General features: G+C 37.2%; 22 protein-coding genes and 6 tRNA genes. 22 read left to right on the top strand and 6 right to left on the bottom strand.

What is annotated here, in order from left to right; translation table 11 throughout:
- Together NTU89_03605 and NTU89_03600 are read right to left on the bottom strand one after the other, a co-directional pair.
- On the bottom strand, positions 1-1,309 hold a 1,309-nt coding region (locus tag NTU89_03605; protein MCX5923621.1), incomplete at its 3' end, for a hypothetical protein.
- 234 nt (positions 1,310-1,543) lie between these two features.
- Positions 1,544-2,215, bottom strand: a complete 672-nt coding sequence (locus NTU89_03600) for a thymidine kinase (GenBank protein ID MCX5923620.1) — start codon at positions 2,213-2,215, stop codon at positions 1,544-1,546.
- 176 nt (positions 2,216-2,391) lie between these two features.
- Between NTU89_03600 and murA the strand changes: the two genes are divergently transcribed.
- On the top strand, positions 2,392-3,660 hold the full coding sequence (gene murA / locus NTU89_03595; GenBank protein ID MCX5923619.1) for a UDP-N-acetylglucosamine 1-carboxyvinyltransferase: 1,269 nt from the start codon (positions 2,392-2,394) through the stop codon (positions 3,658-3,660).
- A 1-nt stretch (position 3,661) separates the two neighbouring features.
- Here the strand turns inward: murA and NTU89_03590 are convergent, their stop codons facing one another.
- The 4 genes from NTU89_03590 to NTU89_03575 all read right to left on the bottom strand — a co-directional run bounded on the left by NTU89_03590 (position 3,662) and on the right by NTU89_03575 (position 7,967).
- Positions 3,662-4,498 carry a F0F1 ATP synthase subunit gamma gene (locus NTU89_03590; protein ID MCX5923618.1) on the bottom strand — a complete coding sequence of 279 codons (837 nt, stop codon included), beginning with the start codon at positions 4,496-4,498 and terminating at the stop codon, positions 3,662-3,664.
- A 166-nt stretch (positions 4,499-4,664) separates the two neighbouring features.
- The gene (locus NTU89_03585) at positions 4,665-5,543 is read right to left on the bottom strand and encodes a hypothetical protein (protein MCX5923617.1); all 879 of its coding nucleotides are present in this window, start codon (positions 5,541-5,543) and stop codon (positions 4,665-4,667) included.
- A 39-nt stretch (positions 5,544-5,582) separates the two neighbouring features.
- A complete protein-coding gene (locus NTU89_03580) occupies positions 5,583-5,867 on the bottom strand; it encodes a hypothetical protein (GenBank protein ID MCX5923616.1) in 285 nt (94 codons plus the stop codon).
- Positions 5,868-5,927: 60 nt separating this feature from the next.
- A complete protein-coding gene (locus NTU89_03575; protein MCX5923615.1) occupies positions 5,928-7,967 on the bottom strand; it encodes a hypothetical protein in 2,040 nt (679 codons plus the stop codon).
- A 160-nt stretch (positions 7,968-8,127) separates the two neighbouring features.
- Between NTU89_03575 and NTU89_03570 the strand changes: the two genes are divergently transcribed.
- The 21 genes from NTU89_03570 to NTU89_03470 all read left to right on the top strand — a co-directional run.
- Positions 8,128-8,742, top strand: coding sequence for an NYN domain-containing protein (locus tag NTU89_03570; protein ID MCX5923614.1), 615 nt, complete (start codon positions 8,128-8,130; stop codon positions 8,740-8,742).
- Positions 8,743-8,767: 25 nt separating this feature from the next.
- On the top strand, positions 8,768-9,205 hold the full coding sequence (gene tsaE / locus NTU89_03565) for a tRNA (adenosine(37)-N6)-threonylcarbamoyltransferase complex ATPase subunit type 1 TsaE (protein MCX5923613.1): 438 nt from the start codon (positions 8,768-8,770) through the stop codon (positions 9,203-9,205).
- A gap of 4 nt (positions 9,206-9,209) precedes the next feature.
- A complete protein-coding gene (locus NTU89_03560) occupies positions 9,210-9,449 on the top strand; it encodes a (2Fe-2S)-binding protein (protein MCX5923612.1) in 240 nt (79 codons plus the stop codon).
- Positions 9,450-9,708: 259 nt separating this feature from the next.
- Positions 9,709-9,793 (top strand) — tRNA-Tyr (locus NTU89_03555).
- Between the two features lie 51 nt (positions 9,794-9,844).
- A tRNA-Gly gene (locus tag NTU89_03550) sits at positions 9,845-9,920 on the top strand.
- A gap of 33 nt (positions 9,921-9,953) precedes the next feature.
- A tRNA-Thr gene (locus tag NTU89_03545) sits at positions 9,954-10,028 on the top strand.
- A 111-nt stretch (positions 10,029-10,139) separates the two neighbouring features.
- Positions 10,140-10,214 (top strand) — tRNA-Thr (locus tag NTU89_03540).
- A gap of 56 nt (positions 10,215-10,270) precedes the next feature.
- A tRNA-Trp gene (locus NTU89_03535) sits at positions 10,271-10,346 on the top strand.
- A gap of 36 nt (positions 10,347-10,382) precedes the next feature.
- On the top strand, positions 10,383-10,583 hold the full coding sequence (gene secE / locus NTU89_03530) for a preprotein translocase subunit SecE (protein ID MCX5923611.1): 201 nt from the start codon (positions 10,383-10,385) through the stop codon (positions 10,581-10,583).
- A gap of 27 nt (positions 10,584-10,610) precedes the next feature.
- On the top strand, positions 10,611-11,129 hold the full coding sequence (gene nusG / locus NTU89_03525) for a transcription termination/antitermination protein NusG (GenBank protein MCX5923610.1): 519 nt from the start codon (positions 10,611-10,613) through the stop codon (positions 11,127-11,129).
- A 24-nt stretch (positions 11,130-11,153) separates the two neighbouring features.
- Positions 11,154-11,585 carry a 50S ribosomal protein L11 gene (gene rplK / locus NTU89_03520; protein ID MCX5923609.1) on the top strand — a complete coding sequence of 144 codons (432 nt, stop codon included), beginning with the start codon at positions 11,154-11,156 and terminating at the stop codon, positions 11,583-11,585.
- An 18-nt stretch (positions 11,586-11,603) separates the two neighbouring features.
- Positions 11,604-12,293 carry a 50S ribosomal protein L1 gene (gene rplA, locus NTU89_03515; protein MCX5923608.1) on the top strand — a complete coding sequence of 230 codons (690 nt, stop codon included), beginning with the start codon at positions 11,604-11,606 and terminating at the stop codon, positions 12,291-12,293.
- Between the two features lie 28 nt (positions 12,294-12,321).
- Positions 12,322-12,879 carry a 50S ribosomal protein L10 gene (gene rplJ / locus NTU89_03510; GenBank protein MCX5923607.1) on the top strand — a complete coding sequence of 186 codons (558 nt, stop codon included), beginning with the start codon at positions 12,322-12,324 and terminating at the stop codon, positions 12,877-12,879.
- A 73-nt stretch (positions 12,880-12,952) separates the two neighbouring features.
- Positions 12,953-13,333, top strand: coding sequence for a 50S ribosomal protein L7/L12 (gene rplL, locus NTU89_03505; GenBank protein MCX5923606.1), 381 nt, complete (start codon positions 12,953-12,955; stop codon positions 13,331-13,333).
- 72 nt (positions 13,334-13,405) lie between these two features.
- Positions 13,406-17,713, top strand: a complete 4,308-nt coding sequence (gene rpoB, locus NTU89_03500) for a DNA-directed RNA polymerase subunit beta (GenBank protein MCX5923605.1) — start codon at positions 13,406-13,408, stop codon at positions 17,711-17,713.
- A complete protein-coding gene (gene rpoC, locus NTU89_03495; GenBank protein ID MCX5923604.1) occupies positions 17,706-21,761 on the top strand; it encodes a DNA-directed RNA polymerase subunit beta' in 4,056 nt (1,351 codons plus the stop codon). The genes rpoB and rpoC overlap by 8 nt, the downstream gene beginning before the upstream one ends.
- An 11-nt stretch (positions 21,762-21,772) precedes the next feature.
- Positions 21,773-21,847: transfer RNA gene (locus NTU89_03490), tRNA-Val, on the top strand.
- Between the two features lie 85 nt (positions 21,848-21,932).
- Positions 21,933-22,199, top strand: coding sequence for a 30S ribosomal protein S15 (rpsO, locus tag NTU89_03485; protein MCX5923603.1), 267 nt, complete (start codon positions 21,933-21,935; stop codon positions 22,197-22,199).
- A 26-nt stretch (positions 22,200-22,225) separates the two neighbouring features.
- Positions 22,226-24,328: a polyribonucleotide nucleotidyltransferase gene (gene pnp, locus NTU89_03480; GenBank protein MCX5923602.1), complete on the top strand. Its 2,103-nt coding sequence runs from the start codon at positions 22,226-22,228 to the stop codon at positions 24,326-24,328.
- Positions 24,329-24,383: 55 nt separating this feature from the next.
- Positions 24,384-25,349, top strand: a complete 966-nt coding sequence (locus tag NTU89_03475) for a hypothetical protein (protein MCX5923601.1) — start codon at positions 24,384-24,386, stop codon at positions 25,347-25,349.
- Between the two features lie 388 nt (positions 25,350-25,737).
- A partial coding sequence (locus NTU89_03470; GenBank protein MCX5923600.1) for a hypothetical protein occupies positions 25,738-26,266 on the top strand: 529 nt, incomplete at its 3' end.

The raw sequence follows: 26,266 nt of genomic DNA, 5'->3' as shown, positions 1-26,266 counted from the left end.
TTTCTGGGAATTCTAGAACAATTTCTGAACTATTTAGCGCAGTCGTTTCTAAAACAAAACATAGTGCTCTGCCAAGGCCTTTGCATGTTTCAATAGGGTGTGCGGCCATGTGCAAAAAATCACTAGCGCTATGAACCACGCCAGATGCAACGGCTTTCCCGTACGGAATTGCAGCTGTAGCTATCTCTCGCGACAATCTCAAGACAATCCAATCAACATCCATAAGCTGAGACGCTAATAAAACTTGTTGGTTTTTATTTGCATCGTAAGCGGCATCTGCAAAATCAACAACGCTTGTTTGCAAATTGCTCTGACATGGAAGACTAGCTTGCAAAGTTGCTGCTTGTGATAAAGCATCACACATCTCACCGTGTAATTGTTGTTGCAAATCGGTGCCAAAAAAACCCTGATAATTATTATAATCAATGTCATGAGCAGCTAAAAAACCAACCGTTTGCGGAGTTAGGTGGTACGCTTGATCAAATTGAATAAAATCTTGCTCAATGGTTGTCGACAACGCTTCTTGACGATCTTGCCACTGCTTTTCAAGCCCAAGGGCTGGACAATTGGCAAGATCAAAATCACATTCTTGATATTCTTGTTTTATCAGATGCTCATAAAAAATTAATGCCTCTTGTTGTTCTTTGGCTTCTTGGTCAAGAAGTGCATGAGCTAATCTTTTTTGCTCTTCTATGGCAAGTTGCTGTTCATCAGCCTTTTGATCGCTGATCAGTCGCTGTTCTGCATCTTTTTTCTTTGCCTCGTCTTGCTGCATTGCGACAGCCTTATTTTTGCGATCAAGAGCTTCTTGCTCTACTTTTTGTTTTGCCTTTTCAAGCTTGTTTCGTTTTTTGATTTTCTCTTGGACGACTTTACTATATTTTTCGACCTTGCTCGGTCGTTTCCACCAAGAACTATTTAAATATGTTTGCCATAGTTCTTTAATTGCCTCGTCAGACAAATTCAGATCATTAAAGCTTTTATGTATAAAATCCTCATATCCAAGTCGCATGGCATGATCAAATTCATAAAATCCCATGTTAAACTTTTCACGGTAGATAGCATCTTGCACTTGTATGTAGGCAGCTATTTCAATTTGCTCACGCAGGCTTAAAGCGCGACTTGTAAAGGGTGATTGCATCATCGAATCAAACCTTGAACCTAAATTATTCTTACAAGGGTTTTTATAATCAGAAACGGCAGAAATAGTATTGTGACGCTCTGGTTTAGATTCAAGAGATAATGCTGATGAAAATCCTGCGAGAACGATAACGGGTAAAAAAATTTTTAGATTATATCGCATAGACATGTTTACGCTCTTAAGCCATTGCACGATTAAATTGATACTATTTTTTATCATATGAGTATAAAAAAATCCATAATATTGCACAAAATGCTTAAGCTTTAATTTAAGCATGCGTAAATTTATCTCGAAGCTTAAACAATTCAATGAGATGTTTTACGCAGAGCTATAGTATCTAAGCTAATTTATAAAAGAGGAGTTTGGGTTTTTTAGTCTTTATGAAACGATCGGCGTACATAGTTAAGCGTTGCGTTCGTCTTTGCGAATAATGTGGCAGCTTCTGCAGCGTGGTTCATATTGATTTGCTCCGACTAAAAATAATGGATCGTCATAATGAGCTGGCTGCCCATTAACGAGGCGCTGTGTAAGGCAGTAGGTGTCGTTTCCGCATTTACTACATATTGCAGTGAGTTTTATTACTTTGTCAGCATAGGCTAAAAGTTCTGGCATTGGGCCAAAAGGTTCGCCTCGAAAGTCTAGCTCTAGTCCGGCAATAATAACTTTTTTCCCAGATTCAACTAGAAATCTGATGAGTTCAACAAATTCTTTAGACTCTGGTGTGAAAAAGTGCGCTTCGTCGATAACGATAATAATAGCTTGAGACTTTTTTATAATTTCTGCCATTTGAGCGGTTGTTTGTACGGGTATGCAATCAATCCAGTTGCCATTTCTTGAAGGGATGTATGTGAGGGGGTCCTGTTCAAGATTTAACATTTTTCTGTTGTCAATTGCGGGCTTGAAAACTAAGATGTTAATATTTGAAAGCGTTGCTCTACGAACGGTTTCTATGATCCTTGATGATTTTCCTGCACACATAGACCCACCAATTATGGTTAAAGATCCTGATTGCTCAGGAAGTGCAAACAAAGAAAATAAGGACAATAAAATTGAAGAAAATAATGTTTTTTTCATGGTGGTTCTTCTCATTTTTTTAATATTATTATTTTTATTATTCTGTCAGGATAGGTCCTACTTTGTTTTTTTTCAAGAGGATAATTTTTTAAGAATTCGTGAAATTTTTTTTATTAAAGTTATACTTATCTAAGTCGGTTAATTTTTGAAAAATCTCTTTGTAAAAGGATTTGTTTGTGTCTCCAGGATATGTGTATATAAAAAAATCAGGTCCACTTGTTGGTGAAGTTTCATTGTCTGGAGCGAAAAATGCGGTGCTCGCAATAATGGCATCTTTGCTGCTCACTCGAGGTAAATCTACTTTGCAAAATGTTCCTGCTATCGCTGACGTTTATCAAATGATAATGGTGCTAGAATCTCTTGGAGCAACCGTTCAATTTGACGCTGAAAAAAACATATTAGAAGTTGACACAACATATCTTGAAAATCGTCCCTTGGCGCAAGAATCAGTAAAAAAATTTAGAGCATCTCTCTTGGTTTTCGGACCTCTTTTGGCTCGGTTTAAATCGGTTAAAATTGCAATGCCTGGCGGTGATGCAATTGGCGCTCGCCCAATCGATTATCATATTAAAAACTTTAAAAAGATGGGCGCAGATGTGTATCAAGACAATGAATTCTTGTACGCAACAGCTCAAACGCTGACTCCGCAACGTTTTGTTTTGGATTATCCAAGCGTTGGGACAACAGAAAATTTAATGATGGCTCTTGTTTTGGTTGAAGGCGAGTCGTGGATCGTCAATGCTGCGCTTGAACCTGAAGTGCTTGACGTTATTGCTGTTTTGCAAAAAATGGGAGCAGACATCGAAATTGCCCCTCCTGCGATGATTAGAATTCGCGGAGTTAAAACATTGTACTCGATACGATATTCCGTCATGTATGATCGTCTTGAGGCTGGATCGCTTTTAATAGCTGGTGCTATTTCTAAAGGAGATGTGTTTTTACCTCAGGCTGATGGCAATGCCATGGAGCTTTTTTTAATGAAGCTTGAAGAGATGGGGCATACAGTCACAGTTGGTGCAGGTGGCCTTGGTGTCAGGCTGCAAGCAACAGATTTTCCAAAAGCCGTATCTTTTAAAACTGGTCCATATCCTGGATTTCCTACAGATTTACAAGCATTAATGATGGCAGCGCAAGTTACTGCAACAGGAAGCTGTGAAATAGTAGAAACTGTTTTTGAAAATAGGTTTTTGCATGTTCCAGAAATGAATAAGTTTGGAGCATCTATTTGTGCTACTGGTCACTATGCAAAATTAACAGGAATGCCGGGTCTGGTAGGTACGCAAGTGATTGCAACTGATATTCGTGCAGCATGTGCGCTTGCTTTGATAGGGCTTGCGTCTGAAGGTGAAACTCGCGTTATCGATGGTTCTCATCACTGGAAAAGAGGATATGAAACCTTAGATGAAAAGCTTAGATCTCTTGGCGCAATAATTGAACTTAGATAGATTAAAACCCAGAAATAAGTTCGATTAACTCGCGTGTAATTTTTGCCTGACGAAGCTTGTTGAAGGTAAGTTTCATGCTTTTGAGTAGATTTTCAGCGCTACGAGTTGCACTATCCATAGAAAGAAAGCGGGCTGATTGTTCAGAAAGCATTGAATTCGTTAACACCAGCAAAATGTTTGTTTTGAGCAAAATTTGAAACATGCATTTTGTGACAGACTGGCGATCTTGAGTCCATTGATATTCATCAAGGACTATTTTATTTTCTAAGTCGCATGGATCTGGTTGAATCGGAATTAAGATTGTTGTTTGGGCTTCTTGCACAAAAAACGATTTTGGATTACTCGATAGGCATATAATTGAGTCATAGTTTTTATGAATGAAGCTTATTTTTTCGTACAAATCTTGAGCGATTTTTTCAAGTTTGTTTGGCAGAACTTTATCAAATTCTACCAGGGGCAAAATGTGCCGTTGTTGCAGGTATCCAGTCGCTTTTTTCCCTACGCTGATGACATGGCTGTTTTCCAAAGCCTCTGGAGTTAAATGCTGGTTAAAATAGTTAAACATAGAGCTATTAAAGTTACCACACAGGCCTTTTTCTGAAGCAAATATAATAAATAAATTTTTATGCTTTGCGTTGTGTTGATCTTCTGACTCGTGCGTACCTTGTTTTAGGGCGCACAGCATTGGCTTTACTTCGTTTCTAAATCGCTGCAGGCTGTCTGATTGCTTTTTGAGCTTTGAGTGTGATGACATAGAAATTAAGCGCATTGTTTGCGTTATTTTTTTAATTGAAGCAATTGCATTAATTCTTTGCTTTAGTTGAATCAGTTGTGACATCGTTTTTTCTTTTATTAACTATGTTTTTTAGGTAGTTCTTCTCTTTTCTATGTCTTTAGATATCCTACGCTGATCTTTTTGACAGGACAAGTTTTTTACAAAAAAAAGGCCAAGCGGTAAATGCTTGGCCTTTTTCAAACCTTGAACAGACTTTTTTTAAGTAAAATTATTTTTTAGATTCTTGAGCTGTGTGATGAGCGCATTTTTTATCGCCCAACTCTTTAGCTGCTTTTTCTAGGTCTGATCTGTAAAGGTAACCTTGGGCGCATAGAGATTCTTCAAGGAACTCTTCTATGCTTCGGCCAGCAAGATATTTTTCGAATACTTCTTTATATTCTTTTGGAGCGCTTTGAATAGCCGCTTTAAATGCAGCTGCTTGTTTTTCAAACATATCTGTTTTGCGCTTTACTTCTTCTGCTATGCAGCATGCACAATTTGTTGCAATCATAGCTTGTGTGTCAGCTCTATTTTCAATCAGCTTTGTGTACTTGCTGTTCAAATAGAAAAATGTGGATATGCAGACCATTACACTTAAGCTTTTTCGCAAAGTAACAATGTTTAATTTATTCATTGCTTGATATGTTGCTATTCCAGATAAGATGCTGATTGGCTTTAAAAGGCCTTTTGTTGCAGTGTCATGATGTTTTACGTGAGTAGCTTCATGAAGAAGTGTAAATCGTTGTGCGCCATAAGACATATTATCAAACATATCTTCGTTTATGTATATCGCGTTAGATTCAGCAATTGCAACAAACTTTTGTCCGAATTTAGAGCTTGGAGAAAATTTAAGTATTGGCAAAATTCGATCTGGCGAAATACCTACAGCTTTTTGAGCTTCTAGGCCCATGTCTTGATACTTTTGAGATGCCGGCTCGTAGCCATATCCATAATAGCTGTTAATGATAGCATCAATTTTAGTTTGTATGTGCTTTGAGTAAGCGTTCATAGCTCTTGAAAGATTGATTTTTTCAATTAAAGATTGTTCTTGCGGGCAGGTTTGAGAGCAAAAAGCCGCAAGAGTTATTGTTAGCAATGATTTTTTCATATGAAATCCCCCATGGATTTTAGGTTTATAAAAGTTAGATTATTTTGTTTGGCAATTTTTTTGATTTAGGCCTGATTTATTCATCCAGTAGTATGTCCAAAGTCCAATGGTTATGCCTATAAAGCATTTGTAGGCGAATGATGATTCTGTTGGAAATATGCCTAGTGGTTTGATAATTAAAGAAAGCAGGTACAACGCAAGTATTGTAACTATTCTGACAATAATATGTATGCATTTAGTCCAAGAGCTTTGATTAAAAACACATGTAATTAAGGCTGATAAAATTGGAATGAAAAAGGTTAAGAGCATTATTTGTAGAAACATAAAAAACTCCAATGAATTGTTGGCTGTTTGCAAAAATTAAAAAATGATATCAATATTAATCTAATTGTTTAAGTTTTTTAGGATTCCTTTTTTATAAAGGATGTGTTTTGCGATATTTTGATCAGAAATTCCAGGAACTATTTTATAAGGATAGATTAAAGTTCCTTCACTTGTGATCGTAGCATCTTGCGTTTTGTAGTTTGTAAACAATTTAAGGGCTTCAAGGTTTGTCAGCTGTGGAAAGTGGGTTGCAAGAATACACATGCTGTGAGGCATTGATCCAAGGCTTTGTGCAAATTCAAACGATGCTTGTGATGCAAAATCTGCTCGGGTTCCGGTAAAAATTTCATCAAGAATTGATAAACATTTTTGTCCTGGCAGGCATGATTTAATTGAGTTTTGTAATTTTTCTGCTCGGTTTGCTTGCGCCATAAACAATGACTCGTTTTCAGCAAGGTTTGTAGTGATGTCTAGGTAGGTATGAAGCTTTGCAAACGGTGTGCAAGTCATGCTTTGGCATGGAGCAATTCCAAGGGATTGTGCCATGATTTGTCCGATCATGATAGCGCTCAGGGATGTTGTTTTTCCACCAGCATTTGCACCAGTAACAATTGCATTTACAGCTCCATGTCTGCCACCAAGAAACATAGAATTTGTTATAGCTTTGTCTGCTTGTAGCATTGGATGCCAAAAATTAATGCTACAAAGTTCTGGTAGATTTGATTGAATCCATTTTGGTTGGCAAAACTCTACAGCCCCAAAAGAATTATTGTTTTTTTGATTTAATATTTTAACGATGCAAAGTTGAGCATCGATATTTCCAAAGGCTTCTAAAAATGGAACAAGTTCATCTTTGATTTCTAAAAATTCAATGTGCGCTTGTTCTATTTTTCCTTGCCATGAAAAGTAATAACTTGGTTTTCCTTTAAATGAAGATGTGTTTAAAATCTCTAAAAAAGCTTTAAGTTTTGCAGAGATTTTAACTTCTTTATAGTCACCATCGCTTGCTTGGTACGTTTTATAGCTAGCCAATGCTTTAATTTGATCAAAATGCACAAATAGATTTTTAATTTCGGGATGCTTATCTACCGCAGAGCTTATTTTTTGAGCGACTTGAAAGATATCGCTTAGCCCAATTAAAAGTTGTTGCTTTTCATAGGCGCTGTCAAAATCTTTTTTTACAGATTGCTGTAAAAGGTAAAGATTAAACATATGTCCGGCTATTTGGACAACAGATTGAGATTGTCCAAAGCTTGATAATTTTGGATAATTTGCTGGATCAGGAGCTAGGGTAACTGTTTTTCCATCCACAACTATTGTTTTTTGGGTTCCATACCAAATCTCATAGCCATTCATGAGGCCGATTTTGTTTTCTTTGCATACTTTGTCAAAGTTATATACATAATATGATGCAGCCATGCATACAGTGACAGCGGCAACAAGCTTCATTCGTTGCTGCCATTCGTTCCATCCAGTCATGCCAATTTGTCTTGCTTTTGGCCAATATTTATGTGATTTAATATTTTTTTCCATGGATGCTTTTGATAGATAGGATCGCTTTTCTTGCATAGAAGTTTTGGGTTTAGCCTCACCTAGAATGCTTAAGCCGGATGCTGTTTGTTTTGGATAAAAATGGAATAATATCTTAGATTCTATTTCCAGAAGGCTTTTTATCTGTTGATCTAAGGTGTTAAATAAATCTTGGTTTTCTTGTAAAAAAGTAGTGAGCCTTTGACGGTCTTTTAATGTTTGTATGTTGTCTGTGAGCTCTGTGAAGTTTTTTGCAAAAACTAGGTATCCAAAAAAGAGATTGGTTTGTGCAAGCTTTGGAACTACGTGGGAAAAAACATGTAGGCTGTCTAGGGTTTGAAGTAGTTCTGCGTTAACTTCATCTTGCATCATTCCACTTTGTGACAAGGCGTTACAGGTGCAAATCTGTAAAATTTGTTGATTGCTTGGATTTGTGTTGATAACATTGCTTGCCATACGGGGCGCAATTTGCGACCAAAGGCCATTTGGCTGTACGGTTGGCGTAGTGATAAAAAGACCAAGGCAGAAATTGAGCAGAAACAACCGAGTTGTTTTAGAAAGAAAGAACATAAAAAGACCCCCAAGAAGACAGAATAAACACTTTTGTAAAAGCTTTTTTTGTAAAAGCTGATATAAGTAAATAATGCCAGATTTTAACAATATTGGCAAGCGCGACAATGAAGAAAAGTGTAAAAAACATGATTAAAAATATGGCTATAGCGCCAAAAGTATGATTATAGTAATCGATGCATACAATTATATAAAATCAGTTACGGGTCAAAAATTTATTGATGATCGAGCTTCTCAAAAGTGGATAGAGACTTTTAAGCATTATGTCGGGGTAAGACATAATCCGATCATCCTAATTTTTGATGCTGGGCCTGGATACTTTCCATCAACTGTTCGGTGTGGTGGCGTGACAGTGTTGTATTCTGGTCAACAAAGAACTGCAGACGATCTTATCAAAGATTGGCTCAGGGCGCATCCAGGGGCAGACGCTTTGCTTGTCAGTTCTGATCGAGAGTTGTGTCACAGCGCAGACGATGCAAATGTTGCATCGATTGGATCCTATGATTTTTACAAGATTTTTAATCATGTTATGCAAGTTGAAAAAGAAAACGAGCAAAATGTCGCTCAAGAAATTTATAAAATGATTGATAATAAATTAGTCGACAAGTCGAGTACCCCTTTGAGCGATTTAGATAGGCTTATGGAGCAAGCAAGCCGTGTTTTGGTTAAAGGAGGTTTGCAAAAAGATCACCATGAAGGGTCTCCTCGTGCTCGGGGTGGAAAAAAAGCTTCAAAGCCAGACAAGCAGATAATGCGCAAAATAGATAAAATTTGATAGACAAAATGAATGAAAAATTAAAATGAAAAAAAGCATACAGTATAATATTGATAATATTGAGCAAGTCATTAGGGCTTTTGCCTTGGACGTTGACAAGGTTCCCGTGGTGACACTCACTGGCGGCCTTGGCGCAGGCAAGACAACCATCGTAGGGTCGCTTTTAAGGCATTGGGGTGTTGGTGAGCCTGTATCGAGCCCAACGTTTGCCTACGTAAATATTTACGAGCTTTGTGATGGTCGTATTGCTTACCATTTTGATTTGTATCGGTTGAAAAATTTGTCAGAGTTTGAAGCAGCAGGTTTTTTTGAATATTTAGATCAGCCAAACAGTGTGGTTCTAATCGAGTGGCCACAGATAGTTGAGTCAGCGCTTTTGGGTAATGTTTGCAGGGTTTATTTAGAAGTCCTTGGTTCAAAAGAAAGATTGATAACGTATGAAATTGAAAATAAGAACGGGTAAATAGATGGGTTGCTGTAAAAAAAACAATGGAAAATGTCAGGGGTCAAAAGAGACTGCCGATTATTTGGTTTGTACCTGTATGGGCGTGATGCGCTCAGAGATTATTGAGGCCATAGATCTAGGAAGCCAGACATTTGAAGAGCTTTCGCAAAAGCTTGGTGTTGGTACTGGATGTAGTTCTTGTGTTCAAGAGGTCAAAGATCTTTTAAGGGATAAGCTGGATGGTGGCTGCTCAAGGTCGTAAAATAATCAGTTGCAAAGTCTTGAATATGTAAGTAAAATAAAAATGTTTTATGTCTGATTATTTTTAAAATAGATCAGAAATTTGAAAAAACATACGATCTTGATTGTATCTATCGCAAAAATGTAAAACTATTTAAACTCTTTTATTAAAGATTTTTAAAGTTTTCGTTGATAAGTTTTAAAAAATACTTACGATATCTATATCGGATTATGAATTTTTAAAAAAATCCTTTGAAATCTTATAGAAAAAATATATCTTAGGCGAGATTCCCGAGTGGCCAAAGGGGACGGACTGTAAATCCGTTGGCTCTGCCTTCGAAGGTTCGAATCCTTCTCTCGCCACCAGGTTACAAAGTCTTAGATTAAGATCTTGGATCTTGACTTAAGATACTGTGTGCGGGAATAGCTCAATTGGTAGAGCGACAGCCTTCCAAGCTGTAGGTTGCGGGTTCGAGTCCCGTTTCCCGCTCCATCTTCCTAAAGATATTTGAAATAAAAATAATAAGCTGGCGTAGCTCAATGGTAGAGCAACTGATTTGTAATCAGTAGGTTGCAGGTTCAAGTCCAGCCGCCAGCTCCATTTTTTTGCTCTATTTTTTTTATATGAGTCCTTGCAAATTGTAGTTGTTTTTTTCTGCTTTTTGCTTTACAATTAAGAAATAAATGAATGTACGTGTGTGCGTATGTTTATGCCCACGTAGCTCAGTGGTAGAGCACTTCCTTGGTAAGGGAGAGGTCATCGGTTCAAATCCGATCGCGGGCTCCATAAAAGATAGGTGAGTTGGCAAATGAAGTGGCCACGTTGGGCTCTGTCATTGAAATAGGTCAGTAGCTCCAATGGTAGAGCAGCAGACTCCAAATCTGCGTGTTGGGGGTTCGAGTCCCTCCTGGCCTGCCATAAAATTGTTTTTGTAAGGTCGGTAAGGTTTAAAACATGAAAAATCTAAACACGTTTTTTGGTGAAGTACGCGTCGAGTTATCAAAGGTCGTTTGGCCATCTCGAAGTGAGTTTTTAGGGGCGGTCGTCGTTGTTTTAATAACTATGGTCGCATTCGCGATATTTTTAGGTCTTATAAATTATGTTTTCTATACTGGCATATTAAGAATTTTCCAGTTTCTTGTATTTGGTCGTTAATAGGGTGGTCCGGTAAGGTTGTTGGTTATGAAACGTTGGTATGTAGTCCAAGTCTATGCAGGTTACGAAGCTAAGATCAAAGCTGATCTTGAGCGTCGTATTCAAGAATCTCCTTTGTGTGAAAAGTTTGGTGGTGTTCATTTTCCTTCTGCGAAAATGAAGCAAGTTTTTAGCTCAAGCGGAGAAGAAGATCAGCAATTGTTTCCAGGCTACATGCTTGTTGAGGCGGATCTGTCTCCTGAGGTTATGCAAATCGTTCTCGAGGTTCCTCGGGTTTTAAGGTTTCTTGGTGGTAGAACACCGGTTCCTCTTTCTCAAAAAGAAGTTGATCGTATTTTTGAAACAGTTAAAGGCGGTGTCGTCTTGTCTGCGGATAAAGATGGATTAATGGTTGATAGTGAAGTTTCAATTTCAGAAGGCCCGTTTTCGGGGTTTGTTGGAGTGGTTGAAAAAGTTGATGCTGAAAATGATCGTATTACGGTTATGGTTAGTATCTTTGGAAGAATGACTCCAGTCGAATTGAATTTTAATCAGGTAAAAAAATAATACATAATTAATGGTGTAATGCTTATGGCAAAAAATCTTGGAAATATTAAATCGAAGCTAAAGCTTCTTATCAAGGGTGCTGCAGCAACGCCTGCTCCACCAGTTGGGTCTGCTCTTGGTCAACATGGTGTTAACATCATGGAATTCTGTAAGCAATTCAATGCTAAAACAGCCGATCGTAAAGGCGAAACAGTTCCAGTTGTTATTACTGTTTTTAAAGACAAAACGTTTACGTTTGTTCTGAAAACACCTCCTACAACTGAGTTGATTTTCAAAAAAATAAACATTCAAAAGGGATCTGCTCGTCCAAACGATAATAAGGTGGGTAAGATATCGATGAGTGATGTGGTAGAAATTGCAAAAATTAAACTTCCAGATCTTAATACTCGTAGCTTAGATGGCGCAATTAAAATTGTTGCTGGTTCTGCTCGCAGTATTGGTGTTGAGGTTATTTAAGGGTTAAGGATTTTTACTATGATTAAGCATGGAAAAAGCTATCGTAAGGCGAAAGATACTTTAAGCAAGTTGGCTGCTTTGCCTGGCAAAAGTGCGCTACAAAAAGTTAAAGAGTTATCATTTGTAAAGTTTGATGAATCTGTTGATGTTTCTGTCAATTTGGGAATTGATGCTTCTAAAGGTGAACAAGTTGTTCGCGGAAGTGTTGTTTTACCACATGGAACAGGAAAAAAAACTAGAGTTCTTGTTTTTGCTGAAGGCGTTAAAGCTGATCAAGCAAGAGCTGCTGGTGCAGATTACGTAGGTTTTGAAGATTTGGTTGAAAAAATTATCGGTGGTTGGATTGATTTCGAATACACTGTTGCAACTCCTGATCTTATGCCTCGTCTTGGTAAGCTTGCAAAAGTTCTCGGGCCAAAAGGTTTATTACCAAATAAAAAATTAGGTACCGTTGATGAAGACGTTGCTTCTGTTGTAAAAGAATTGAAAAAAGGTAAATCTTTCTTCAAAAATGATAAATATGGATTAGTCCATTTTTCTATCGGAAAAGTTTCTTTTAGTGCTGATGTGTTGCATGACAACATGAATGAGTTCTTGAAGGTTTTAGGATCTTCAAAGCCATCATCTTCTAAAGGAAAGTTTATTCGTAAAATTACCGTTTCTTCTACAATGGGTGTTGGTGTTAGTGTCGATGTGGATAATTTTTAGTAAGATAACTCGATAAGAAGGTATAAAAATGAATCGACATCAAAAAGAGAATTTGATACAGGGGCTAAGTGAGAAGTTTACGGTTAGTGAAGCCGCTTTTATTGTAAAGTATCAAGGACTATCGGTTCCTGAGCTGCAAGAATTGCGATTTAAATTAGAAGTAAAAAACGGTGTATTTAAAGTTGCAAAAAATCGTCTTATGAAATTGGCGATGAGCAAGGAAGCTGAAAGCTTGGGTATGTTGTCTTTAATGAAGGGCCAAACTGGGCTTGTCTTTGTTAAATCTGATTATACAGGCGTTGCAAAAGTTCTTGCTGATTTTGCAAAAAAACATGAAGAGTTTGTAATTGTTGCTGGCTGTTGCGAGTCACAATTATTTGATGGTGTAGCGGTCGCTAAAAAGCTTGCATTAATTCCTTCAAAAGAAATTTTGTTGGCGCAACTTTGTGGTGTATTGAATGCTCCTGTTGCACAGTTTGTTTGGGTTCTATCGCAAGTGTTGGCTCAAAAAATTGGTCCTGTTGCTGAGCCTGTGGAAGAAGCTGCGCAAGAAGTTGTGGCAGAATCAACAGAAGAACAGCAGTAATTGCTGAAAAAAGAAGTTTATAGTGTTGTATTTGTTTTAAAAATAGTTTGTTTAATTTTCTTTGGAGACATCCATGTCAAAAAATTTCGATTCAATCATTGAGTCAGTTGAAAAAATGTCTGTTTTAGATCTTTCTGAGCTAGTAAAAGCTTTAGAAGAAAAGTTTGGTGTTTCTGCGGCGTCAATGTCAGCTCCTGCTGCTGGTGCTGGTGAAGTAGAAGCTGCGGCTCCTGCTCAAGAAAAATCAGAATATAAAGTTATCTTAAAAGATTTTGGTGCTGATAAAATTGCAGTTATCAAAGCTGTTCGTCAAGTTGTAACTTTGGGTCTTGGTGAAGCTAAGAAATTAGTTGAGAGCGCTCCTGTTACAGTTATTGAAGCGGCTTCAAAAGATGATGCTAAAAAAGCAAAAGAATTATTAGAAGGTGCTGGCGCTAAAGTAGAATTGGCGTAAGACCAACTTTTGGTGAGTATGTACAATTGAAAGCGGCTGTTACTTTGTGTGGTTTATTCGATAAGGAGGAGCATGATATCTTGCTCGACCGTTGATAATTTTGTTTTACGAAAATCTTTTAGAAAAAGTAAATCACTTGTTCCTGTTCCAAATCTGATTGAAGTTCAATCAGATTCGTTCAATGAATTTGTCCAACTTGATTTTTTGCCAGAAGAGCGAAAAAACATAGGGCTTGAAAAAGCCTTTAGGGATATATTTCCAATTGAATGTGGCCCAAAAATCTCACTTGATTATGTGAGTTATGAGCTGGGTACATGGGCATGCTCTTGTGGTGGACTTGCTGGAATAACAAATCGATACACGTGGAAAGATTCAGTAACTGGAAAAATGGGATGTTCCCGTTTAGACAGAAGCTCGAAAACTAAGCGTTATATCGTTTGTGCGACCTGTCATTCTCGCGTTGAGCTGAGCATACCTTTTTCTGTACAAGATTGTCGTGATAGTGAAAAAACATTCGCATTCACGCTTAAAGTTAAAGTTCAGCTTATTACTTGGGATATTGACGAACAGGAAAACAAAACAATTCATGACATTAAAGAACAGGATGTATATTTTACAGATGTTCCAGTCATGGTTGATTCGTATGAACGTAATGGTCAATATCGATTAGGTAGTCAGGGAACTTTTGTCATTAATGGTGTTGATCGTGTAGTTGTAAGTCAGTTGCATAAATCTTCTGGTGTTGTTTTTTCAAAAAGCAAAAAAACTAAAGATTTACGTGGCCGACCTTATTATTTTGCGCGTATTATTCCAATGCGTGGTTCTTGGTTAGATTTTGAATTTGACACAAGTGATTGTTTATACGTCAGAATCGATAAAAAAAAGAAAGTCCTTGTGACTGCATTCTTGCAGGCGCTTGGAATTTCTCGCGAAGAAATTCTACCGAAATTTTATGATGCTGATATTATTCATGCTGATAATGGAATCTTTTATAAAAAACTTGATGCAAATTTAATTGGTTTGCAAATAGTAAAAGATATGTTGCCTGCAGGTATTGAGGCTGATTTCGTCGGTACAAAAGTAACAGAAGAAACGCTTAAAAGTCTTACAGATTTAGGAATAGATAGAGTTATAACTCCATCTATTTTGTTATTGCATAAAGTTGCTCGTACAGACATTGTTGACCCTTCAACTGGGGAAATTATTGTTGAGCAAGGCGAAGCTTTAACAGAAGATTCATTCCTAGAGCTCGCAAAACATAAAAACATTGTTTTAGATTTAGTTAATTCTCATGGATATACATTCCAGCCAACGATTGCAACGAGTTTATCTAATGATTCATGTAAATCACGTGAAGATGCATTGCATGAACTTCATGCAAAAGTTTGGCCTGGCGATGTTCCTTCTATCGTTGAAGTAAAAGATCGTCTTGATCGTCAATTTTTCTCTGGCAGTTATTACGACTTAGCGCAAGTTGGTCGTGTTCGTATGAATTCAAAGTTGGGTCTTTCTATTTCAAAAGAAGTAACAACCCTAACGCTTGAAGACATTTTAGCAACAATTAAATATTTAATTGATTTGCGCGAACGTGGTCTTGGTGAGCTTGATGATATTGATCACTTGGGTAATAGACGCGTGCGTCTTGTGGGTGAATTGCTTGGTAATCAAGTTTATTCAGCTCTTTCTCGCATTGAAAGAATTGCAAAAGAGCGATTCAGAATGCAAGAAGCGCACAATGCTTTAATGCCTCAAGATTTTTTAAATATTAAGCCGCTAAGCGCTGTTTTAAGAGAATTCTTTGGATCAAGTCAATTGTCACAATTTATGGATCAAACAAATCCGCTTGCGGAATTGGCTCATAAACGAAGACTGTCAGCCCTCGGGCCCGGCGGTGTGATGAAAGATCGAGCAACATATGAAGTTCGTGACGTTCACAACTCTCACTATGGAAGAATTTGCCCAATTGAGACTCCAGAGGGTCAAACAATTGGTCTTATTTCTTCACTTGCAACGTATGCAATGGTGAACGATCTTGGTTTCATTGAGTCTTCATACCGTCCTGTTAAAAACGGGAAAATTGAAGATGAAGTTGTTTTCTTAGACGCATTTGAAGAATCGTCATTGTATATTGCACAGGCAGATGCTGCTGATGAAGAAGGTAAGCGCCTTGTTGATGATAAAGTTATCGCAAGACACGCTGGGAACTTTATCTTAGTTGATGCAAAACAAATTAATGCTATTGATTTGTCTCCTCAACAATTAGTATCTGTTGCTGCAGCATTAATTCCTTTCTTGGAACATGATGATGCCAGTCGTGCGCTTATGGGTGCAAACATGCAACGTCAAGCAGTGCCTTTGATTTTACCACAGGCTCCTTTAGTTGGAACTGGTATGGAATCAGAAGTTGCTAGATCATCTGGTGCAGCAATCATTGCTGAGCGCTCTGGTGTTGTAAGGTATGTATCTTCTGATGAAATTATTGTTGCCTCAGCTGAAACTGATTTTTCTGATGAAGAGTCATGGGTTGATAAAGGCATTCAAACATATCGTTTGAAAAAATTTAACCGTTCAAGTTATAGCACATGGATTCATCAACGGCCTATTGTTAAAGTTGGAGATAATGTTTGCAAGGGTGAATACCTTACAGATGGTACTTCTTTAACAGATGGAGAGCTTGCGCTTGGAGCAAACTTAACCGTGGCATTTATGCCGTGGCGTGGTTACAATTTTGAGGATGCTATAGTCTTAAGTCAACGTCTTGTAGTTGATAACGTGCTTACGTCAATCTCTATTGATGAATTCACTGTTGAAGCTCGAGATACTAAGCTTGGGCCTGAAGAGATCACTCGAGATATTCCAAATGTCAGCGAAAAAGCTTTAGCTCCGCTTGATGAATACGGTATTATCCAATTGGGTTCTCGCGTTGTTCCTGGTGATATTTTAGTTGGAAAAGTAACTTTAAAAGGTGACGTACAATATTCTCCTGAAGAGAAATTGTTGCGTGCTATCTTTGGTGAGAAATCTCGTGAAGTAAGAGATACTTCGCTTAGAGTACCACCTGGAGTTGAAGGTACTGTTTCTGATATTAAAATATTTTCTCGTAGCGGTGCTCGAAAAGATAAGCGCTATAAAGAAGATGCAACGGTCAAAGTTGAAAAACTTGAACGTAGTTTAGAAAAATTGATTTCTGCGCTGTTAGAGTCAGTTAAAACTAAAATGGCTGATTTACTACATGATCAAAAACCGGTTGGTAAAGTTTCTAAAGATTTAGTAACAAAAGACCTTTTTGATCGTGAAAAATTGTTAGCTGCAGATATGGAAACGATCTTTACCTTAAAATGTAAAGAATCGGATAACATGGAAAGTTTTGAAAGAGTAAAATCTTCTTATGAAACTAAGCTTGCAATCTTAAAAAGCATGACAGAAGAAAAAATTGCATTCTATAAAAAGGGTGATGATTTACCGTCTGGTGTTATTAAGGTTATTAAGGTTTACATTACTTCAAAAAGACCAATATCTGTCGGTGATAAAATTGCTGGACGACACGGTAACAAAGGGATTATTTCTAATATTTTACCTCGCGAAGATATGCCTTATTTAGATAATGGACAATCTGTGGACATTATTTTAAATCCTCTAGGTGTGCCTTCTCGTATGAACGTTGGACAAATCTTAGAAACCGTGCTCGGATATGCTGGTAAAAAACTAGGCGTGATGCTTCAAGAATTAGTAGAGCAAAAATCTTACGATCTTGTTAAGGCATCATTAGAAAAAATCTACGGCAAAGAAATTGTAAAAGAAATTGAATCTTGTCATAAGCAAGATGGAATCATGGAATTTGCACAAAAAACTGCTCGTCAGGGTGTTCATTTTGAAATTCCTATTTTCCAAGGACCTGACTTTGAAGCTGAGATTCAACCACTTCTTGTAGAGTGTGGATTGTCGCAAGGTGGAACATATAAAATTAGAGATGGTAGAACTGGTGATCATTTTGATCAACCTGTGACTATCGGAACAATTTATATGATGAAACTGAACCATATGGTTGATGATAAACTGCACGCTCGTTCTGTTGGTCCATACTCGTTGATTACGCAACAACCTCTTGGTGGTAAAGCTAATTTCGGGGGACAACGGTTCGGAGAAATGGAAGGCTGGGCTCTTGAGGCATACGGTGCTGCTTATACGTTCCAAGAAATGTTAACATACAAATCTGATGACGTTATTGGTAGACACAAAGTGTATGAAACAATTGTTCGTGGTACTGATATCCCAGATCCTGGAATACCAGAGTCATTTAACGTTTTGGTTAAAGAACTTCAAAGCTTAGGCTTGCAAATTGATTTATTTAAAGCTGGAAGGGAGGAATTAGGTGTCTAATCAAATTTTACAAAGATTTAGAGAATATGTTCAGCCTTCTCAATTTAATGCAATTAAATTACGGCTTGCTTCTCCAGAAAAGATAAAAGCTTTATCTTATGGTGAAGTGAAAAAAATTGAAACAATCAATTACAGAACTCTAAAGCCAGAAAAAGATGGTTTGTTTTGTGCTAGAATTTTCGGTCCTCAAAAGGATTGGGAATGTAATTGTGGTAAATATAAACGGATGAAGCACCGTGGTGTTACGTGTGAAAAGTGTGGCGTTGAAGTTATTCAATGTCGCGTTCGCCGTGAACGAATGGGGCATATTGAGCTTGTTTCTCCGGTTTGTCACATTTGGTACCTTAAGGGCACTCCGAGCTACCTCAGCTTTATTTTAGATATTTCAGTAAAAGATTTAGAGCGAATTGTTTATTTTGATTCATATTTAGTGATTCATCAGGGTAATTCGCCTTACTCTCGCAAAACATTGATTTCTTCTACTGATTATGAAGAATACTTGATTAATCATCCTGATGATCTTGGCTTTAAGGCTGACAGTGGAGCTCAAGCAGTAAAAGAAGTATTACAACTTATGGATTTGGGTGCTGAAATAGCATACCTACATGAATTATATTCTAATTCAACTTCTGTTGCAGCAAAACACAAAATGATGCGTCGTATAAAAATATTGTCGGCGTTAAAAAGTGCTTCGCTTCGTCCTGAGTGGATGATTATGGATATACTTCCTGTATTGCCACCAGATTTAAGACCGCTTGTGCCTATTGAAGGTGGACGTTTTGCTAGTTCAGATTTGAACGAATTATATCGTCGAGTGCTGAATAGAAACGTTCGTTTGCAAAGATTGTTAGAGATTGAAGCTCCAAGCGTTATCATTAAAAATGAAAAACGTATGCTCCAAGAAGCTGTTGATTCTTTGATTGACAATGGTCGTCGAGGTCAACCAGTTCGTGGATCAAATAAACGTCCTTTGAAATCACTAAGCGAAATGCTTCGTGGTAAACAAGGTCGGTTCCGTCAAAACTTACTTGGTAAACGTGTTGATTACTCAGCTCGTTCTGTGATCGTTGTTGATCCAGAAATGAAAATGAGTCAATGTGGACTTCCTAAAGTTATGGCTCTTGAGCTATTTAAATCGCACGTTTATGCAGAATTGCTACGTTGCGAAATAGCTTCAAACTTGCGTATTGCTAAAAAAATGGTTGAAGAAGCGACAACTGAAGTTTGGGATGCTCTTGATACTGTTGTAAAAGGAAAAGTTGTACTTCTAAACCGTGCACCAACATTGCACCGCTTAGGTATTCAAGCTTTTTATCCAATATTGGTTAATGGTAAAGCGATTAAAATTCATCCATTGGTTTGTAGTGCATTCAACGCGGATTTTGACGGTGATACGATGTCTGTGCATTTGCCATTAAGTTGCAAGGCACAAAAAGAGTCTGAAAGATTAGTTCTTTCTACAAGAAGTCTACTTTCTCCTTCAAACGGTCAACCAATTGCACTTCCGTCTCAAGAGATGGTTATTGGACTTTACTACATGACTAAATCTCGTAGATTTGCTCGTGGAGAAGGCACGGTATTTTCAAGTGAAAAAGAAGTTCTTGCAGCTTACAGTTGTGGATCAATTGATTTGCATGCTGGGATTACTTTAAGATTGAAAACTGGTGAAATGGCAGAAACTACAGTAGGACGGTCAATTTTATATGACGTTCTTCCTGATGGCGCTGACTTTACACTCGTTAATCGTTTGCTTAGAAAAAGTGATATTGGACGTTTAGTTGAACATATTTATTATAAATTTGGTTCTGATCGAACAGTACAATTTTTAGAAAAAATAAAAGAACTTGGTTTTAGTTATGCAACATTGGGTGGAATATCTTTCCCAATGGAAGGCTTAATTGAACCAAAAAGTAAAAAAACAGCTATCGCTGATGCAGAGAAAAAAGTTACTAAGATTGAAGCATTGTTTAAGAGCGGAGCTATTACAAATGGTGAGCGCGAAAACAAAGTAGTTAGTCTTTGGCATCATACAGCAGCTTCAATTGCTCGAGAAATGTATCAGCAATATGAAGAGTATGATAATCAAGCGTATGAAAATATCGATAAAGACTTCAAATGGTTTAATCCTATTTTCATGTCAATTGACTCTGGAGCGCGTGGTACAAAAGAACAGATTAAACAGCTGGTTGCTATGAGAGGTTTGATGTCTAAGCCGTCAGGCGACGTTATCGAAACTCCAGTTAAAAGTAACTTTAAAAGTGGTTTAAACGTTTTTGAGTACTTTATTTCAACACACGGAGCCCGAAAAGGTCAAGCCGATACTGCGTTGAAAACAGCAAACTCTGGTTATTTGACTAGACGTTTAGTTGACGTTGCTCAAGATGTAGTTGTGACTATGGATGATTGTGGAACCTTGGGTCATGTTTCCTTAGAAGATTTGAAAGAATCAGGTAAAATTATTTACGCGTTAATAAAACGTTTAAATGGTCGTGTGCTTGTTTCAGACTTGAAAGATAGCTTGACTGGTGAAGTTCTCTTGAAACGTGGTCAATTAATTACAAGAGATGAACTTATTTCACTCAAAGACGCTTATGTACTTAAAGCATCTGTGCGATCAGTTTTATCATGTCAGGTAAAACGTGGCATTTGTGCTCAGTGTTATGGAATGGATTTATCAACAGGTAAATTGATAGAAGTTGGTGTTGCTGTCGGTGTGATCGCAGCTCAATCGATTGGTGAACCTGGAACACAGCTAACCATGAGAACCTTCCATATCGGGGGTACTGCGAGTTTTGCGGAACAAGCAATGTACCTGTCAAAATATGCAGGACGAATTGAATTCCATGATATTAGAACGGTTGTTGATCGTGATGGTCAAGATATCGTTGTGAGTCGTAAGGGTTGTGTAAGAATTCTTTCAGAAAACGGACGAGAACTTCAAGAGGTTCAAGTTTCATATGGCGCAACACTCTTGGTAAAACAAGGGCAAGAAATTAAAGCGGATACTGAGATTGTTAAATTAGATCCGCACAACGATGTCATCATTGGTGAAAAAGAAGGTTATATTGAATATATTGATTTAATCAATAATATTACGAGCCAAGAAAAGATCGATGAAGCATCGCAAAAATCATTGCGCTATATTTTAGAATTTAAATCGGATAAATATCAACCAGCTCTTGCAATTGTAAACAAAGATGAAGATGCTCGCTTGCAGTATTATTTACCGCATGGATCATATTTACTTGTTTCTGATAAGCAAAAAGTGGAAATTGGTGATGTGCTTGTTAAAATTCCAAAAGAAGTTACTAAAACGCGTGATATTACTGGAGGTTTACCTCGAGTATCTGAAATATTTGAAGCTCGTATCTCAAAAGATGCGGCAATTATTTCTGACATTGACGGTGAAGTAGCTTTTGGTGGTCTGCATCGTGGACATCGTAAAGTATCTGTAACTTCTGGTGAAAACTCGATTAACTATTTAGTACCAAGAGATCGTCAATTGATTGTTGCTGAAGGTGAAAAAGTCAAAGCTGGTGACTCGTTAACTAATGGATTACCAGTACTTCAAGATGTTTTAAGAATCTTGGGGCCAGACGTTTTACAAACTTATATTGTGAACAAAATTCAAGAAATCTATCGCTTACAAGGTGTAGATATTGATGATCGTCACATTGAAGTTATTGCAAAACAGATGCTGAGAAAAGTTCGTGTTGTATTGCCAGGTGAATCTGATTTCTTAATCGGTGATCTTGTTGATAAAGTACAATTTAAAGCAGTAAACAATGCGCTTCGAGCAGAAGGTAAAGCTGCTGCGGTTGCCCGTCCAGTATTGATGGGTATAACAATGGCATCTTTAGGAACTGAAAGCGTATTTTCAGCAGCATCTTTCCAAGAAACAACTCGTATCTTGTCAGAAGCCGCTGTATATGGAACTGTTGATAATTTATACGGACTTAAAGAAAATATTATTGTAGGAAAATTAATTCCTGCTGGAACCGGTGTTGCTTCCTTTAGGGAGAAATACTTGGGTGATGTTTGTGCATAAATAGAAACATCAGGCGCGTAGCTCAGTGGTAGAGCACTGCTTTGACGTAGCAGGGGTCAGCGGTTCAATCCCGCTCGCGCCTACCATGAACTTAAAAGTTTGTGGTGAGTGTGCACATAGATTTGAAAATATAAATGAGATACAAGTGTATAACCATACAATAAGGTTTTTATGTTAACACAAGAAGAAAAATTAGCTCTTATTAAAGAATTTGGCAAAAATGAACAGGATTCTGGTTCAACCGCTGTTCAAATAGCTCTCCTAACAAAAAATATGGCTGTTGTTCAAGGTCATTTGGGAGTTCATAAAAAAGACTTCAGTACACAACGTGGACTGATGCAAATGGTTAATGATAGAAAAAGACTTTTAATCTATCTACAAAAATGTGACGACGCTAGTTACAGAGATGTGATTAAACGTCTTGGAATCAGAAAATAATATATAACGATAGTGAGATAAATAGAATGGTCAAAACTTTTAAGTCCAATAGTCTTGGATACGAGGTAACGATTGGAAAATTTGCAAATCAGGCTGATGGTTCAGTTTGGTTTCGCCATAAAGATACTGTTATTTTATCAACAGCTGTTATGGCAGAAACAAAAAGCTTTCTAGGTTTTTTGCCGTTGTCTGTAGACTACAGAGAATATTTTTCAGCAGCTGGAAAAATTCCTGGTGGATACCTTAAAAGAGAAGGTCGTTCTTCAGATCACGAAGTTTTAGTCAGTCGTTTGATTGATAGATCAATTCGTCCTTTATTCCCATCCTACTTCTTTAATGAAGTACAAGTTCTTTCAACTGTGTATTCGCTTGATAAAGAAGCTTTACCAGCTCCTCTTACTTTAGTTGCTGCTTCACTTGCATTATCAATATCTCGCATACCTTTTGCGGGTCCTGTTGGTGCTGTTCAAGTAGGTCGTATCGATGGTCAATGGATTATTAATCCAACCAGAGATCAACAAGAACTTTCTGATGTTGCGTTGCTTGCAGCAGGAACAAAAGATGGTCTTTGTATGGTTGAAGGAAGTGCTGCTGGTTTATCAGAAGCTGAACTTGTGGATGCTTTATTTACTGCACATGAAACGATTAAAGAACAAGTAGCTTGGCAAGAAGAAATTTGTAAAGAAGTCGCTGTCGCTCAAAATACAACATACCAAGATGGTTTTGATTGGACTTCATGGCATAACAATGCTGTTAGTTTTTTAACATCATCAAGAATCGATGAGATTTTTAAAGTTGGTTCTGAAAAACAAGCACTTAAAGATGCGATCAAAAAAATCAAGGTAGCATTCCATGCTGAGCATGTTGGTGCACACGTTGTAGCTAAAAGCGAAGAAGAAAACAAAATTAATTATGTTTTTGACAATGTATTAAATGATGCTGTTGGCGTTGAAACATTAAAACGTAAAGTACGTGTTGATGGTAGAAACTTTACAGATATTAGAAACATTGCTACTGAAGTAAGCTTGCTTCCATCAGTGCATGGTTCTTCATTTTTCCAACGTGGTCAAACACAAGCTTTAGTTAGTGTAACTTTAGGTAGTGGAAAAGACGCACAAAGAATAGATGATCTTTTTGAAAATGAACCAATTGATATTGGATTCATGTTGCATTACAATTTCCCTCCGTTTTCTGTTGGTGAAGCTAAACCAATGCGTGGTCCTGGTCGTCGAGAAATCGGACACGGACATTTGGCTGCATCAGCAATCAAACGTGTACTTCCTGCCAAAACAGAATTTCCATATACAATCAGAATTATTTCTGATGTTTTAGAATCAAACGGTTCTAGCTCTATGGCAACAGTTTGTGGATCAACTATGGCTTTAATGGATGCCGGTGTTCCAATTACAGACATGGTTGCTGGAATAGCAATGGGACTTTTGTCTGATGATGCAGGACAATTCCAAGCGATTACTGATATCACTGGATTTGAAGATGCACTTGGATTGATGGATTTTAAAGTTGCAGGAACTGCATCTGGAATTAATGCAATTCAAATGGATATCAAATACAAAGGTGGACTTCCTCGTCAAGTTTTCGTGCAAGCTTTAGCGCAAGCTGAAAAAGCACGTTTACATATCCTTGGTGAAATGAAAAAGGTTATGACAGAGCCTAATAAAGAACTTTCTGCAAGAGTTCCTCGTATGATCTCAATTCCTATTGATCCAAACAAAGCTGGTGCAATTATTGGTTCTGGCGGAAAGATTATTAAAGAAATTATTGAGCATACTGGAACAACTATTGATATTGAAGGCTCAGATGTAAACATCTTTGGAGCGCCAGGATCAAACATTGATATGGCTGTTGCATGGGTTAAAATCTTAGCTGATCAAATAGAGCCAGGTATGGTTTTAGATGGTTACATTGCACGTTTGTCAGACTTTGGTTTGTTTGTTGATATTGCACCAGGAAAAGCTGGATTGCTTCATATCTCAAAAATATCAAGAGATAAACAACGTGAATTGGATAAATATTATAGAATTGATGACATGATTAAAGTTGTCGTTGATGATTTTGATCCTGAATCTGGAAAAATTCGTTTAGACTTTGCAAATCATAACGATAGATAGATTTTATTAGTGGGTTATAGCTTTTCCATATAAACAATAGAATGGAAACCGTACAATGGAAATAACAGAGTTTTTTGCACAAACTTCATCAGTGCTTGCAGAAAATAATTCGGTTGTTTTGTTTACTGGAAAAAGCTATAGCCCACTTTTTTTTGATCGATTATTAATTTTTATTCAAAAAAATGTCGATCAACCATTAAAAAAGATAAATCTTGAATCTGATTTATCTGAAATTCAAATTAGTTTGCACACAACCTTTTTAGGCCAAACTCAACTCTATTGGTTTGGTGATTTATCACTTATTTCTTCTAAGAAAAAAAGATCAGATTGGGTTAAATTTATTTCGACTTACAGAGGCCCGCATCGGATCGTTGGCTTTGTTGAGCAAGAAGAAATAGAGGCATCTGGTTTATCTAAAACTACTTCATTAGTCCTTATATCTATTCAAGAGAGCTATAAAAGTGATCAAATTCGAAAAATATCAATTTTATATAATGCGGTAAAGCCAGAAGTAGCGGTACTGTTTTTTACAAAGTTATATCGAATCAATAAAGAATATTCTCTCGACCAAATCTGTTTGCTGCAAGATTATGCAGGTCTTTTGGGTAAAAACATGGATAGTTTTTTTGATTCGTGGGTCGAAAAATTAGTTGTTTCTGATATTTCATTATTCTATCTAAGCCAGCTGTTTTTTGAAAAAAAAGCAGAAGAGTTTTTTGTGAAATGGTCTGCGGTTCGTCCGTATTATTCTGATCAATTTTGGACCACATTTTTTTCGGAGCAACTTTTTAAAAGTTATTTTTATGTGCAGTGGGGTGGCAGGGTTCCTGCTGACCAAAGGCAGATTTCTTTTGGCTTGCCATTTTCATTTTTAAAGCAGGATTTCAAGCTTTATACAACTTTTGAGCTGCAAGCCGCTCATCAAAAAATGTATGAAATTGATTTAGCCTTAAAATCTGGCGGTAGTCAGTATCGCCTTGATGCATTTTTCGCACTGTTTTTTGCAGGCGATTTCTCGTAAAAATGCCTATTTTAGAAGTAGAAACAATCATGGCAAATGCATCTAAAGGGTGGCTACATTACGATAATATTGCTGAAGTAAAATAAATACTAATCCATACCACTTATTTCCTGTGGCTTGACCACAGGATCCAGAAGTTTATAAAAAGTCCTTATAAATAAGCATAATGTAATGATTTTTATTTTATGCTGGACCTCGTGGTCAAGCCACAAGGAATAAGTAGAGAGGTGAAAGAGCCACTAAAGCATATGGTCAAAGCTTATTATCTTGCGTCACTAAGCCAATTTAGATGCGTTTGCCATGTATAAAAAGTAGCAGCCATTGTTTAAAAAAGCCCTTCTGGTATACTGTTTCTATGATAAATTAAATAAATTTTAGTGGGGTTCTTATGAAAAAAACAAATGTGCTTTTTATGATAATTATTGGCTTATTTCATGCTTCAGTCGGTGCAATGAAGTGGGACTATCATATCGATCAAGAAAGCGCAAAAAATCAGACTTTTTTTACAGATGGCATTTCTGTTGCACAAGTAGAAGAGTCTCTTCGTGACAAGTCTGGCTTAGCTATTCCTGAAAAAATGCTACTGGTTAACAATGCCTTTGATCCATTTGGAAATAAAATCTATGTCGGTGCTCTATATAATCCAGCTGATCACAGTCTTTTGCTTGAAAGAGATATGGTCAATAGAAGTAACTCTCATGCTGCTGCATGGTTACTTTCACATGAAACAGGGCATGCTCAAATGCCAAGCGTGCTGCCAAACATTTTAAAAGCTCAGGGTGCTACAAATATATTAACCTTGTATTTTTGGGGTGCTCACAGAGCAAAGCCTTATAAAAATTTTGCAACTAAAGCATATTCAAAATTAATGGCATCAGCTTTAACTGGGCTTGTGATACATATTTTTGGTATGAAAT

It is taken from the genome of Candidatus Dependentiae bacterium (genome assembly GCA_026389065.1).
GTDB lineage: Bacteria > Babelota > Babeliae > Babelales > Chromulinivoraceae > JACPFN01.
This window is presented reverse-complemented; position numbering and strand designations above follow the sequence as displayed.